The following is a 14,657-nucleotide window of genomic DNA, read 5'->3' on the forward strand; positions in this document are numbered from 1 at the left end:
GATTTATAAATTTATTTAGATTATTCTATTTAAAAAGATCTCAAAATTACATCTCCCTCATATATTTAAAAATAAAAAAATAAATTAATAATAAATACTATATTCTAAAAAATTAATTAAAAAATACATATTCGAAAATAAAGATTAAATAATAAATCTTATTATGTAAAATCCTGAAAAACAATCAATCCAAGAAAATCTTAAAATATAAAATCCTCATAATTTATTTTTAAAATTTATTAACAATACTGGATTTCTACCAAAATATTTCTAAATCTTACAAAGTAACTGTACTTGTTAAAAGTGTTTCGTTTCTGCACTTAAAGCCAGTCTGTTAAATGAAATATGTTATAAATTTAATCAAAGCAATGACCATTCAGGTAATTCTAACTTTTAAATCAATTTAACTTCAGAGGCTTAGGTATTATTTATGTCGACTCTAAAAGAAGATCAAGACCTAGAAGATTCACTTGCTACATCTTCTTATATATTACCTCAAGTGATTTTAAATCAGCTCAAACCTATTATTTATTCTCACAAACTTGTTTTATTTCTTGATATTGATGGAACCATTTCTGAATTCCACCCAGATCCAGCAAAAAGTATAATTAAGAGCGAAACCTTAAATACCTTAAAAGAGTTAAAACAAGATATTCAATTAGTATTAGTAACCGGCCGCTCAATTGTACAAGCCCAAAAACTTATTTATCCATTTGACTGGAATATTGCCGGCTCTCATGGTCTGGAATTAAGCTATCAATCGCGTTTAAGCAAGTTAATTGATTTAAATTCTGAACAGTTTGAATTATTAAAAAATTATATTACAGAACATAGTAATAATATTCCTCAGACTCGAATAGAAATTAAAGACTATTCAGTCGCCCTGCATTTTCGTGAACATCCCTATTTAGAGCATCAAGTGCATGCATTTGCCTTGAATTGTCTTACTCATTTTCAGGATTTTGAACTTAAGGCTGGAAAGTTTGTATTCGAACTGGTGCCCAAAGGTGCAAATAAAGGTTCAGCCATCCAACAAATCATTCAGCAATATCACTTAAGTGATCATTACCCCATTTTTATCGGAGATGACCTGACCGACGAAGCCGGTTTTCAAGTCATCAACACATTCAAAGGCTGCTCTATCAAAGTCGGTACAGGCAACACCGTGGCACAACATCGCCTCGAAAACGTGACTCAAGTACAGGCTTTTCTAGCAGAATTTTTAGAAATACTGAAAGCACAACAACAATTATTATTGGAGAAATTACATGTCGAAACTCATAGTGTTATCAAATCGTGTAAATCTACCTAAGTCAGACAATACACAGGCAGGTGGATTAGCGGTGGCATTGCAGGATGCTTTGCAGGATATAGGCGGTATCTGGGTTGGCTGGAATGGATCCCGAGTTGACCAGACGAAAGAGCAGAAGTTTCAAATCCTGAAGCATCAAAATGTTGAATATCACACGAGTCCATTGACTGAATCCCAATATCAAGGTTTTTATTGTGGTTTTGCCAACAGTGCATTGTGGCCGCTGATGCACGACCAGCATCAACTTGTAGATTATCAGCCGCAGGATTTTAAGATCTATCAGGATGTCAATTTGCGTTTTGCCAAGCACCTGAAACAGGTGGCATCTCCACATGACATCATTTGGATCCATGATTATCATTTTTTAAGCGTGGCACATTATTGCCGTAAACTGGGCATGCGTAACCGTATTGGATTTTTCCTGCATATTCCCTTTCCTGAACTAAGGCTCTGGCAGACTTTAGCCGCTCATCGCGATCTGGCACATCATTTAGCCAACTACGATGTACTGGGTTTACAGACCTCTCGCGATCAGGAAAACTGTTTAAATTTCCTTGAACAAACCTTAAAAGTGCAGCATCGTCACAATGAAATCCTGAATTATCAATCTCGAAAGATTCATGTGAAATGCTATCCGATTGGTGTGCATCCTGTGCAGCTACAGAATCAGGCCTCAGATACCCATCTGGAAAAGCTTCCCTTTGATCTGGATACAGTGCAGCCTTATAAAACCATCATTTCAGTTGACCGGATTGATTATAGTAAAGGCTTATTGGAAAAAATCGGATCGTTGCAGAGCTTGCTAGAAGATCAACCGGAGTTTAAAAATCAATTCCAGCAATTACAAATTGCCTGTCCATGCCGACTGGATGTAAAGACCTATAAGAACCTGTATACGCAATTTAAATCTGCCGTGCATGAACTTAATAGCCAGCATGGCACAGCGGACTGGTTACCTTTCGATTGCAGCTATGATACTTTGGGCCATGAGGCATTGATGCAACTGTATCGTAAGGCAGATATTTGCTGGGTAAATTCGATCCGGGATGGTATGAATCTGGTCGCCAAGGAATATATTGCTGCACAGGATCCTTTAGATCCGGGTGTCTTGATTCTATCTAAATATGCCGGTGCTGCTGAACAAATGAAAGAAGCCTTACTGGTCGATCCTTATGAGCATGACAGTATGGCTAAAGCTTTGAAGAAGGCGCTGCGCATGTCTAAATCAGAACGTTTAGAGCGCTATCGTTATTTAAGCCAAGGCTTGAAAAATTTCGATATTATTCGCTGGCGTGATCAGTTTATTACTGACCTGAAAAACTCACAAAGCTTGCGGATCTATCGTCCCGTGGCTGCAGGAGCTTCAAACCAGTTCAGTGTACATGCCTAAATTTTTAAGTAAAAAAACACCAGCATTAAGCTGGTGTTTCGTTTTGAAGAGGAGCCACAATCTCTTCGCTTTGTTGTACTTCGTTTGGGTCTGCAGTGAGATGATTCAAAATCACAATACTCAATAGACCAATCGCAATGACGCTAAATACTAAGCTCAATCCGATGATTTCACTGCCGAAGCCAACCAATGCCGGTCCAATCAATGAACCTGTATAAGCAAATACCGATACATAAGACAATGCCACATGTGAAGCCAAAGTTTTCTGACGTCCTGCGCGGGAAAACATCAGCGGTACAATGTTGGCGCTACCTAAACCTAAAATCGCATATCCCACTAACACTACTTGCCAGACTGGTGCAAAGACTACGGTTAATAAACCGGTTGCAGCCAAGAGTGCGCTTAACAGAATCGTATTTTTTTCACCAAACTGCTGAATAATCAGGTGTCCACTAAAGCGTCCCAACACCATCAAACCCGCAAAAAAACTATAAGCCAAACCGGTTTGCGCCGCAGGCAGGCTGAACTCAGTAGCAAGATAAATACCACTCCAGTCCATAGCTGCACCTTCCGAAAGGAAAGCCACAAAACAGATCAGACCAATACCTAAAATTGCCCAGGTCGGTGCTGCTTTTTTTACCGGTTGTTCTGGTGATGTTTCTTCTACCGCTGTTTTTGGCTCAGCACCCAAACTTAAAGGAACAGCGAATAAGACAATAAGCAGCAAAATTACACTGACAATCACCGCACCGGTTAAAGGCGCCAAGCCAAGTCCCATTAACATGGTCATGCCCAGTACGCCTGCCAGACCACCTAAACTACACACTCCATGAAAACCCGACATTAAACTTTTACCGAGTTTTTTCTCAATCTGTGCAGCCTGGATATTGACAGTCACGCCCAAAGCACCGGCACTGGCACCAAAGAAAAACAGGCTGATTGCCATCATTAAATGATTCGGACTATAAGCCAGAGCAGGCAAAATAAATAAAAATGCACTGAGAATTACGGCCAAAACAGCACGGCAACCCAAGGCATTGGCCAGTCGACCGGCCAGCGGCATCGCCAGCATTGAACCGATTCCGGCACACAGCAATAACAGGCCAAAATCAGCATGATTTAATAACAGGCGCTGCTGTGCATATGGAATTAAGGGTGCCCAAGCCGCAGTACTAAAGCCCAAGCTAAAGAAGCATAACGCAGTCGCTATTTTCTGCCATAGATATGGTGATGGAGACTGAATTCGAGAAAGCAGTGTTTGATTGAACATTGTATTACCAAAAAAGAAGGCTCAGGCATCCATTACCGTTCATCCATAGAAAAACCCCACAGACTTATAGCTAGAATGTATAAGTTTGCGGGGCTGAATTTGCGTGAATTATAAACAGAATAAATTTAAATGGAATAGTTTTTAGACACGAATTTTAAGATTTTTTACAAGTGTCTGATTGTATAAAATTTATAGTTTTATGCTTTTATTTGCATAGGCTGATCGGTTTTTTCGCGGCCTGCTTAAGCTCAAGTTTTTGCAGAAAATGGGCAAAACCTGCAGCAATTTTTGAGCTAAGACGACTGCTGGTAGTGACTCTCAGCTGATTCGACCAGACAATCTGCGCACCGGCTTTTTCTAAACGGTGGATGAAATCGACATCTTCATGACAGTCCAGTTGCTGAAACCCATTGACCTGTATATAGGCCGAAGTTTTAAAACACAGGTTTGCGCCATGAATATGTCGATGTCCCATGCTGTCCTGATAATGTCGGAGATAAGCCTGACGGGTTTTCCGGCTTAAATGATCCCATTGATCCAGCTCGACCACACCACAAATCGCATCGGTGGGTTGATGCTGTAACATCATCTGAAACCAGTCACACTGTACGAATGAATCGGCATCGGTACAGCAAATCCAGTCACAGCCCTGCTCGATCATTTGCTGAATCCCCAAATGGCGTGCCTTACCGACATTTCGGAAGTCGCAACTGATGGCTGGAATACCCATTTGCTGAACTTTAACGGCGGTGCTATCAGTACAATGGTCCAAGACCACGAGAATCTGGATTTCAGGAAGATTTTCTATTGTTTTAAAATATTGAAAAAAATAAGTTTGTGCTGATTTTAAGGCTAACAGACAGCGTTCAATATAGGCTTCTTCATTACAGGCCGGAATCACCACACCGATTTTTTTCATCTTAAGCCCTCCTGCTCTGCTACGGATTGCGCTGAATTCAGCCAGAGATCTATCAAAAAATCGGAATCCTGCAAACTTAAACGATGGGAATAGTTTAAATGCGCTTTGAGATACTGATGGACATCTTCACCATTTAAGCTAAATCCTGAGATTGGCGCGCGCCAATGACAACTCAAGATACATCCACCCGGTTCCAGTGCAGTATGCAGCCATGTCAGCACCTGTTGCAGAGCAATCGGGTTTAGATAATATAAAATCTCACTGACGACAATGAGCTGAAATTTCTGTTTGGGCAAATCATCTGGCACGACACGCTGTAACACCTGTACATGCGGATAAGCTTGTAAACGCTGCTGCGCCAAATGGATCGCAGTATCATTGGCATCCAGACACATTAAGCTATTTGTCCGCTGTGCCAGTTCCTGACTGAAGATGCCGTTACTGCAACCAATTTCAATCGCAGAGTCAAATTGCAAGCTCGGCAAGACCGCCAGACAAATCTGCCGTTTGCGCTGTTCATACCAACGCTGTTCATATTGCCAGGGATCTCCCTGATTCAGGGCATATAAGGCATCGAAATATTCCTGATCATAGGCTGCTTTACTGTTCATACAGATACACCTCCCAGGGCTGTAAAATACGTTGTAATGCCTGCTCTGACAGAATCGGTGATTGATCTATCGTCGGATCAAGCTCGATCTGGCTCTTAAAACACCGCGCAGCTCGAGACTTATATTGTAATTCTTCCTCAGTTAATTTGAGTTGATGAGCGACGGTCCAGGGAATTCTGGTATCTCCAGGTGTTGCCCAATGCCATGCCCAAATCAAGACCTGAATACAGGGCAAATGAAGTTCAGTGGCCAGCTGCTGTGTGACTTGCCCCGTAATTTCATGATCTGGATGTCCATCATGAACAAATGTGCTAATTAACACATCATTCGGCTGCAGATAAGATTGTAGATGCAGTTGCAACACATTCCGCTGTTCTGCGACTTTACCATCCTCAATGTTTAAAGCGATCCGCAGAATATTCTGTTTTAAAGGTAATGCTTCTAAAGCTGCTCGCGTTTCAGCAGGACGAATCTGGTTCAACTCTTCGGGAGTATACAGACTAGAGCCGGGATGACTGGCTGTCCCATTGGTAACGGCAAAAAGTACGATCTGATAGCCCAATTTGTCCAGATGCTGAATCAGGCCTCCACAGCCCAAAATTTCATCATCAGGATGAGGGGCAATAATGCAAACTCTAGCATCCTGTGGAATAACCTTAGGAATATCGAATTCCGGCATCTGTTGCAAAATCTCACAGGTACGCCATTCTTCAAGCCGTGTGCCTTCACCATGGATGACACGATTCCCTACAATCTCATGTCTTATAATGTCCATAATTGTTCCTCCTGTGCAGTCAGCTCGCCAATCCGCTCCAAGTCAAATGCAGCATGACTTTGACGAATAAATACCGGAAGATCTGCTGCAAGCCGGGCGAAATGCGGATGCTCACAATACGGCCCAGCACCAAGTGCCTTACCTACATGAGTTAGTACATTTAAGGCAGTCGCTTCCACCTGAGCACGTAGGCTACGAATCTTTAACTCATGTGCGTGTTGCGGTTGCTGATCAATCAATGCAGCAACTTGATAAAATAAGGACTGTGTCGCTAAAAGCTCCCGACTAATTTCACCGAGATACATGGCCTTATAGGCATGCGGTTTTAACAATACTGCCTGTCTTAAATATTCAGCCAAACGCACGGTTGCGCCATACCAGCACGCGGCCACACCTGCGGCGCCATGCCAGAATCCGGGCCGATCCAGATAGGCATTTGGAGCTGCGACTTTTTCCACCTCAACATGATCCAGTTCCAGCCGGGCAGTCAAGGTATGCTGCATGCCCACTGCCTGCCAGGCATCCTGATGATGCTGAATGCCTTCTTGCGACAAATCTAGAATCAGTAATTGTGAATATTGCTGCTCATCACGGTGAGTCAGCAGACCGTGTTGCACCCAGACCGATGCAGAACACCAAGGCTTAATTCCGCTTAGCTTTCCTGCTTGCAATGTTAAAGGTTTGGGGCCACCTTCTGCTGCCCATACTGCCCATAAGCCTTTTTGTTCTACCGGAATATTCAGTTCATGCAGAATAGCTAAAGCATCTAAATGCGATTCATAGAGTTTACCCAGACTCAGATTGCTGGCTGAAACCTGGCTGAGTATCTGCCAGCGTTTTAAGGTCGCTCCGGAAGCGGGATAAGGCACCTGTTCGGAAATCGCCACCAGTTCCATTAAAGTGTGCTGAATTTTTTCTTGTAGCTCCAGAGGAGAATTTTCAAATCTTTGTAATATTGAACCGAGGTTCATGCATGCGGTTCCTCATAAAATACGGATAATGTTGTTGTGTTTTTAAAGTCAGTTAATGAGAAAGCTTGCGCATTTGTTTTAAACGTGTGGTCAGCCCTAGTACCTTACGCCGTGCATTAATCTCTTCTTCATTGAAACAGAGTTGCTGCATTAGTTCAGCTAAAGGCAAATGATTATGTTCAATGAGATAAATGTCCTGTTCTCTGCTCCATTTGGCTTGTTGTGCTTGAGCCAACAAATTTTTGACATCCAGTCTTACCATCTCTTCATCCATTTTGAAACCATGAGGATAGAAGCCGGAGCCTCTATCCTCTAACATAAATTGAATCGTTTAGGCAGGAATCGCTTCCGCAATCGCTTCACGCGTCCAGACACGATGGTTTAGGATTAAAGTCTTGAAGCTATCTTGTACTGCTTCAAACTGTCCGTTTGCCAGAGTTCCTTCATCGCTAACCAAACGCAGATCTTCAATCAGCTTGCCTTTATCACCCAGGAACACGATTGGTTTTAAATGCTTGTAGGCTTCCAGCAGATAATGAGTCGCCACACCGTCTTTCATTACCACATCGTAATTATCACCGTCAGCAATCACCACGGCATCATAGGCAATGGATGGTTCTGCTTTTTGCATACCATCGGAAGGAATCACCTCGCCTTGCTGACCCAGTACCGGGCCCGGTTTTGGGGTCAGTACATCGACCACAGCCCCTTCTGATTCTGCCCAAGCTTGAACAGCTTTGATACTGGCCTCATTGGCCTTGTCGTGCACCAATAGCGCAATTTTGCGTGCCTTAATATCTTCAGGTTTAAATGCCTCAAAAGATAAACGTGGTGAAACCTGCACCTCTGGCAATTTTGCCGCCTTTTTCTCTGCCGGAATTTCAATACCCAATTGGTCAGCAACCTGCTGTGCCAAGTCCAGATCGATATTGCAGAGCACTTCAAGTACTTCACGTTCACGAATATATTTGCGCTCCACCTTGCTCAGCTCGAAGACATAGGCATCGACAATGTGCTTTTGCTCATGTGGTGCCTGGCTGCGGTAGAAAAGACGGGCCTGACTAAAGTGATCACTGAATGATTCGCTACGCTGACGGATCTTGTGTCCATCAATACGCTCCTGATAGCTTTCAAAACCACCGCCTTGTTCAGCTGGCGGAGTCTCAGTCGGCCAGTTATTGTCAATCGAATTCGGCTCATAACTGGCTTGACCGGTATGTACAATACGCTGGTGTAAACCATCACGCTGGTTATTGTGGAATGGACAAACCGGCTTGTTAATTGGGATCTGGTGGAAGTTTGGACCACCTAAACGGCTGAGCTGAGTATCGGTATAAGAGAACAGACGGGCCTGCAATAATGGATCATTGGTAAAATCCAGTCCTGGCACAATATGTCCCGGACAGAATGCCACCTGCTCGGTTTCACCGAAGAAATAATCGACATTACGGTTCAGCACCATTCTGCCAATCGGCGTCACCGGCACCAGTTCTTCCGGAATAATTTTGGTTGGGTCCAGCAAGTCGAAGTCGTACTTCATCTCATCTTCTTCTGGGACGACCTGTACACCCAACTCCCATTCCGGATAGTTACCGGAGGCAATCGCTTCATATAAGTCACGACGATGGAAATCCGGATCTTTACCCGCCAGTTTTTGTGCTTCATCCCAGACCAGTTGGGCTAGACCCTGTTTTGGCGTCCAGTGGAATTTCACAAAAACCGCTTTATTCTCGGCATTGATAAAACGGAAAGTATGTACACCAAAGCCTTGAATGGCTCTTAAATTACGCGGAATACCCCGATCCGACATGGCCCACATCACCGCATGTGCAGATTCAGGCACTAAAGAAACAAAATCCCAGAAAGTATCATGTGCAGATGCACCGGTAGGAATCTCGGTCTGAGGTTCAGGTTTGACTGCATGTACAAAATCCGGGAACTTGATCCCATCCTGGATAAAGAATACCGGCGCATCATTCGCTACCAGATCGAAGTTACCTTCATCCGTATAAAACTTGGTGGCAAAACCACGGATATCACGTACCGTATCTGCTGAACCACGTGGTCCCTGTACGGTAGAAAAACGCACAAATACTGGCGTTTGCACACTGGTATTGGTCAGGAAGCCTGCCTTGGTCAGTTTTTCATTCCCCGGATAAGCCTCAAAATAGCCATGTGCGCCGACACCGCGGGCATGCACAATACGTTCTGGAATTCGCTCATGGTCAAAATGGGTAATTTTTTCCCGGAGAATAAAATCTTCGATCAAGGTCGCACCGCGAACGCCTGCCTTGAGACTGTTCTGGTTATCGGAAATTTTAACCCCTTGATTGGTAGTGAGTGCCTGTTCGGTCGCATCACTGCGATATGCGTCGAGCTGTTCACTTTTTTTATTGGTATTTTGTTTGTCTAAACCGTCTTTACCAGTCGCGGGGCTATTGGCCTTAATTTTCATGATGTATTCCTTGCTGAGCTTGAGTTTAGTTCAGATATTTTTGGTCTATCTCAAAGTCGCTTGAGCTTATATATTGCATGGCTTACCGAATCAAAATCATCCCGCAAGTCAATCTGCTACAGCCGATCCTGTATCAGCCTTACATTTCTTCTGAATATGCTGACTCGAAGCATTTTTGCTTTTCTGGGAATATTGTTATTGGTTTCGCCTGTGTCCTAACATAACTGCATTTGAGAAAGAGATTTATTATTGTTTGTAGTGCCTTGTTTAATTAAGGCAGCATTGTGTTATTTTTTATAAATTTCGGGTTTACTAATGATTCAGATTTTCATCTAAATTGTTTATTTAAAATAAAATATTAAAATCTTAAAGAGATATTTCGAAATAAAAAATTAGTGTAGTGATATGTGATCTTGCTCATAAATAAGCGTCATAACCCAAAACGATGTTTCAATCCTGAAATGATTAGGACTTTTTTAGAAGTTCAATTTGCTATGAGAAATTAATATGCTACCGCTAAAGATGGTCAGAACTTGACAGATTTAAATAGTTACAATCCCGTGCCCTGCTTATACATAATGACTAAACTTCCTGCCTTTATATTGATCTAATATCTATAACTTATAACCACTTAAATCTCTTAGCCTGTTCAGATCAAATACAAAGTCATAGAGATCATTTCATCTCTTGGCTCGGGCTTCGACTACATCCGACTTTATTTTAATACACCGTATCGCGTTAAGTTTGAAGGAGTAAGAGCATGGCCTCTTCTAAAAAAGAATCTAAAGCAATAAAAATTGATATCGGGATTTCGCATGATGATCGCGCCAAAATTGTCGAAGGTTTATCCAGACTTTTAGCAGACAGTTATACCCTGTATTTAATGACCCATAATTTCCACTGGAATGTCACTGGCCCCCAGTTCAATAGCCTGCACACCATGTTTATGACTCAATACACCGAGCAGTGGAATGCGCTGGACGTCATTGCTGAACGTATTCGGGCTTTGGGTTTTGCAGCACCCGGCACTTATAAACAGTTTGTGAAACTCACTTCTATTAAAGAAGTCGAAGGTGTGCCTAAAGCTGAAGAAATGATACGTTTACTGGTAAATGCACATGAAACTGTGGCACGTACCGCCAGAAGTATTTTTTCGATCATTGAAGAAGCCAATGATCAGCCGACCGCTGACATTCTCACGCAAAGACTGGAAGTACACGAAAAAACTGCCTGGATGCTGAGAAGCAATCTGGAACAATAAAATCGGATCGAATCTTTGAAATCAGGCTTATTCACAGGATGAAATGGAAACTTGCGGTAGTGCCATTAAAGTTCGGCTTCATCCTGACGTTTATATTAGAGGGATTTATCGGCACTCAATGATTAGATCAAGCTAAAAGTCAGGATCATTAAAATTAAACCATCAAAATTTAAGGATGTAGGCAATCGCATACATCCTTTTTTAACAAACAGATTGTTTACAGATTATTTCAATCTCATATATGGCTATCATTTTTTGAAAGCTATAAATCTGAAATATCTTTTCGATCGCTTCAAAAATTAGCCCTCCTGGCTCCTTACAGTACAGCTTAATCTTGAGGAGAATTGCTCGAATCACTTTCAATCCGGCCATCGACCAGATTGATGGTACGATCACAAGTGGCAGACAGGCGCGGATCATGCGTGACTAAAAGTACGGCGCAGTCGCGTTCACGATGCACTTTACGAAACAGTTCAAACATATCAGCCGCGGTCTGGGTATCCAGATTACCTGTCGGTTCATCGGCCAATAATAATGCCGGCTCAGTAATCAAGGCCCGAGCAATGGCCACCCGCTGCTGCTGTCCTCCGGACAATTCATTCGGTTTACGCTCGGCAAATTTTTCCAGTCCCACTGCCGCTAGTAAATCACGTGCGCGTTGCATTGCCTGCTGATTCGGTTTGCCATGCGCCATCATTAAAGGCATGAGAATATTATCCAGTGCACTAAATGCCTGAATCAGATGGTGAAACTGAAATACAAATCCGATGCTGTTGCAGCGCAGCGCCGTACGGCCGGTATCATCCATCGCACTGGTAGGTTGTCCCAACAAATACAGCTCGCCACTCGTTGGTTTATCTAGCAGTCCCAGAATATTCAGTAAGGTACTTTTTCCAGAACCGGAAGGGCCAATAAGTGCAGCAAAGTCGTTGCGATCAATGCGCAGGTCAATGCCATGCAAGACCTCAACCTCATTGGGCTGTCCAATATTATAAGATTTTCGCAGCGCTTCCAGACGCAGAACTTCCTGAGATTGCTCAGACATGACGAATCGCCTCCACCGGGTCGAGTGCTGCTGCCCGGCGTGATGGCACCGCTGCAGCCAGTACGCCTGTTAATGTCGCCAACAATAGCGCCAATATCACCAGTTCAATCGATATCGGAATATAGAATAATCCCGGCCCAAAATTATTAAATACCCACACCAGGCCATAACTGACTATGCTGCCCAGCACTGAACCGAGCAAGCCGAAGATTGCGCCCTGAAACAGAAAAACCCTCAGGATTTGCGATTGGGTTGCACCTGTCGCCCGCAGAATACCAATTTCTCGGGTGCGCTGCACCACACTGACGGACATGACGCTGGCAATCCCGAAAGCCACCGAAATTGCGACAAAGACAATAATCATATTAGTCGACAGGCTTTGTGCAGTAATGGCATTCATCAGTTGTGCATTGGTTTCAATCCAGCTTTCGGCTTTTAATGAGGTCAGGCGTCCGACTTGTGCGGCAACCTGGTCTGCTTCAAAAATATTGGCAATGGTTAGGTCAATCACCGTTACCCCGCCTGGCAGGCCGAGTAAGGACTGTGCCTGCTTGAGATCCAGATAGACATAACGCGCATCCAGTTCGCGCACGCCCAGCTCAAAAATACCAGCAATATTCACCAAGGCACTATTCTGTTGGCCGGTATCCAGCCGCAACTTGCTGCCGACCTGAACACCGAGGTCTTTGGCCAATTGACTGCCGATCAGTACATCATCCGCGCCAACCCGCAACTGACCACTGGTTAAATATTCTTTTAATGGAATGATCTGCTGATAACGCTCCAAATTCATCCCAACCAAGGCCACGGATTCAATCGCATCACCGCGTTGCACAAAAGCAGGCCCAGACACCACCGGCGAGACAGCGGTCAGTACAGGTAACTGATCCAGCGTTTCAGTAATCTGTTGCCAATTGTTGATCGAACGCAGGTGCTGTGCCCGTTTGTCTTCCTGCAATAATTGCACGGTCCCGGCGGGAGGTGACACAATCCGGTTGACTTCATCCGGTGACAACAGACGAATATGTGCCTGTGTACCTAAGGTTCGTTCGACAATATTGGCTTGCAGCCCCTGAATCAAAGCGGTGATAAAGACGATCACCGCTACGCCCACGGCAACCCCGATGGTAATCATGATGGACTGCGCGCGACCCTCGCGCAAAAAACTGACCGCGATTTTCCATTCGATCCAGAGCCGCCCGAATAAGTTTTTCAATCGAAGTTCACCGGTAATTCATTTTTGCTATTGGCCATATCAGCAGAATTCTGCAATGAACTCTGTTGTGGTTTTAAGCGAACTCTGGTGCCATCCTCCAATGAAGATTCGGCATCTGCCAGCACCTGATCACCCTCGCTCAGTCCGGATTTCACTTCCGACATGGCCAAGCCACGCAAGCCTAAAGTAATCTGCTGACGCTGTACTTTTCCATCACGTACCATTAACACCACGGCTTTATCTCCCTTGATACTGCTTAAAGCATCATTTGGAATAGCCAGTGCCCGGGCTCGTTTGGCCGTCTCGACATTCACCGATACCGTCATGTCCTGACGCAGAAAATCAGGTACGGGTTTGACAGTTAACCTGACCTCTACTGTACCGCGCTGTGGGTCAATACTTGGCGCAATAAAATTGATCCGAGCTGGGAAAGACTGATCCGGATAGGCATCGCTAATGACGGTCGCATTTTGCTGCAAGGCGAGTTGCGGTAAATTCCGCTCATCTAGCGGTACCCGGATTTCTGTATTCCCTGTTAACGCAATGGTAAATAAAGTTTGTCCCGGCTGAACCAGATCACCCGGCTCGACATCGCGTGTCAGTACTGTGCCGGCGACCGCAGCCCGAATCTTGGTTTTGGCCAGTTGAGCCTGTGCCACTGCAAGCTGCTCCCGAAGCGACGCTTCTTCGACTTGACCCGCAGCCAATGCGGCTGCTTTTACCCGAGCTGTCTCATAATTATTGCGCGCGACTCTTTCTGCTTCCACAGCCTGTTCGACTTCTTCCCTCGACAGGATACCGGCTTCTGCATTACGTCGACGTGTAGCTTCTCGGCTGGCTTGCTCCAGCTGGGCTTTTGCACTGGCCAGTTCTGCTGCAGCCTGTGGCCGTCGGCTGCTTGCCAATTCGGTCAATGCCAGCTCGGCCTGTCTGACTTGGGCCAGCAATTCATCCGATTTCAATACCACCAGCAGATCACCCGGTTTAACCTGATCGCCTTCCTGCACCAGACGTTGCAGAACCACAGCACTAATTTCACTGCCTACCTGGGCACGTGAAACTGTCGCAACACGTCCGGTCGCAACAACATTTTGTACCAGCGGCATGGCACTCAGCGTATAACTAGGCACCACTGGCCCCTGCCACCAACGAAATAGAGCAAACACTACTGCCAGTAGCAATACGATAATGAGCAAAATTTTATAGCGGGCAGCGCGCAATGAGAATCTCCGGTTGATTCGTCTAATTTAAAATAAGAAAGTCAAAACTGTATTTGTTTTTTTCCTAAGGTTTAATTTACAACAAGTTTCTAATTGGAATTATAGGTATTTTGTTGAGTTTGAAAAGAATGTTGAATTCCTGTCCGCTTTTTTTAGCTAGCCCTGTTTGATATCAGACTAGTCCATCTTTGGCAGATTCAGACGCGGGATCA

13 protein-coding genes are annotated in these 14,657 nt (G+C 44.2%); 3 read left to right on the forward strand and 10 right to left on the reverse strand.

Going from position 1 to position 14,657, the window contains the following annotated elements; genetic code table 11:
- Positions 1-430 precede the first annotated feature (430 nt).
- Positions 431-1,312, forward strand: a complete 882-nt coding sequence (gene otsB, locus J7649_RS06700; protein ID WP_219309941.1) for a trehalose-phosphatase — start codon at positions 431-433, stop codon at positions 1,310-1,312.
- On the forward strand, positions 1,269-2,702 hold the full coding sequence (locus J7649_RS06705; RefSeq protein WP_044111247.1) for an alpha,alpha-trehalose-phosphate synthase (UDP-forming): 1,434 nt from the start codon (positions 1,269-1,271) through the stop codon (positions 2,700-2,702). Before otsB ends, J7649_RS06705 begins: the two co-directional genes overlap by 44 nt.
- A gap of 25 nt (positions 2,703-2,727) precedes the next feature.
- Here J7649_RS06705 and J7649_RS06710 read toward each other — a convergent pair whose 3' ends face one another.
- The 7 genes from J7649_RS06710 to katE all read right to left on the reverse strand — a co-directional run bounded on the left by J7649_RS06710 (position 2,728) and on the right by katE (position 9,703).
- Positions 2,728-3,972, reverse strand: coding sequence for an MFS transporter (locus tag J7649_RS06710; protein ID WP_219309942.1), 1,245 nt, complete (start codon positions 3,970-3,972; stop codon positions 2,728-2,730).
- A gap of 205 nt (positions 3,973-4,177) precedes the next feature.
- A complete protein-coding gene (locus tag J7649_RS06715; RefSeq protein ID WP_219309943.1) occupies positions 4,178-4,891 on the reverse strand; it encodes a glycosyltransferase family 2 protein in 714 nt (237 codons plus the stop codon).
- On the reverse strand, positions 4,888-5,502 hold the full coding sequence (locus J7649_RS06720; RefSeq protein WP_219309944.1) for a class I SAM-dependent DNA methyltransferase: 615 nt from the start codon (positions 5,500-5,502) through the stop codon (positions 4,888-4,890). Before J7649_RS06720 ends, J7649_RS06715 begins: the two co-directional genes overlap by 4 nt.
- Complete coding sequence (locus J7649_RS06725) at positions 5,492-6,277, reverse strand: PIG-L deacetylase family protein (RefSeq protein WP_219309945.1); 786 nt, start codon at positions 6,275-6,277, stop codon at positions 5,492-5,494. Before J7649_RS06725 ends, J7649_RS06720 begins: the two co-directional genes overlap by 11 nt.
- Positions 6,265-7,248, reverse strand: a complete 984-nt coding sequence (locus J7649_RS06730) for a hypothetical protein (protein WP_005247036.1) — start codon at positions 7,246-7,248, stop codon at positions 6,265-6,267. Before J7649_RS06730 ends, J7649_RS06725 begins: the two co-directional genes overlap by 13 nt.
- Before the next feature lie 52 nt (positions 7,249-7,300).
- Entirely contained in the window at positions 7,301-7,510 is a 210-nt protein-coding gene (locus J7649_RS06735) for a hypothetical protein (RefSeq protein WP_121980087.1), read from the reverse strand.
- Between the two features lie 69 nt (positions 7,511-7,579).
- Positions 7,580-9,703, reverse strand: coding sequence for a catalase HPII (katE, locus tag J7649_RS06740; protein WP_219309946.1), 2,124 nt, complete (start codon positions 9,701-9,703; stop codon positions 7,580-7,582).
- A gap of 760 nt (positions 9,704-10,463) precedes the next feature.
- On the opposite strand from katE, the gene J7649_RS06745 reads away from it, so the two are divergent.
- Positions 10,464-10,964 (forward strand): Dps family protein, encoded by a 501-nt coding sequence (locus tag J7649_RS06745; RefSeq protein WP_219309947.1) that lies wholly within the window; start codon positions 10,464-10,466, stop codon positions 10,962-10,964.
- Positions 10,965-11,292: 328 nt separating this feature from the next.
- On the opposite strand, the gene J7649_RS06750 is transcribed toward J7649_RS06745, so the two are convergent.
- Genes J7649_RS06750 through J7649_RS06760 form a run of 3 tightly spaced genes read right to left on the reverse strand, consistent with a single transcriptional unit; the run spans position 11,293 to position 14,445 of the window.
- Positions 11,293-12,009: an ABC transporter ATP-binding protein gene (locus J7649_RS06750; RefSeq protein ID WP_219309949.1), complete on the reverse strand. Its 717-nt coding sequence runs from the start codon at positions 12,007-12,009 to the stop codon at positions 11,293-11,295.
- Positions 12,002-13,225: an ABC transporter permease gene (locus J7649_RS06755; protein WP_219309951.1), complete on the reverse strand. Its 1,224-nt coding sequence runs from the start codon at positions 13,223-13,225 to the stop codon at positions 12,002-12,004. Before J7649_RS06755 ends, J7649_RS06750 begins: the two co-directional genes overlap by 8 nt.
- Positions 13,222-14,445, reverse strand: a complete 1,224-nt coding sequence (locus tag J7649_RS06760) for an efflux RND transporter periplasmic adaptor subunit (protein WP_219309953.1) — start codon at positions 14,443-14,445, stop codon at positions 13,222-13,224. Before J7649_RS06760 ends, J7649_RS06755 begins: the two co-directional genes overlap by 4 nt.
- Positions 14,446-14,657 lie beyond the last annotated feature (212 nt).

Source organism: Acinetobacter lwoffii (genome assembly GCF_019343495.1).
Lineage (GTDB): Bacteria > Pseudomonadota > Gammaproteobacteria > Pseudomonadales > Moraxellaceae > Acinetobacter > Acinetobacter lwoffii_P.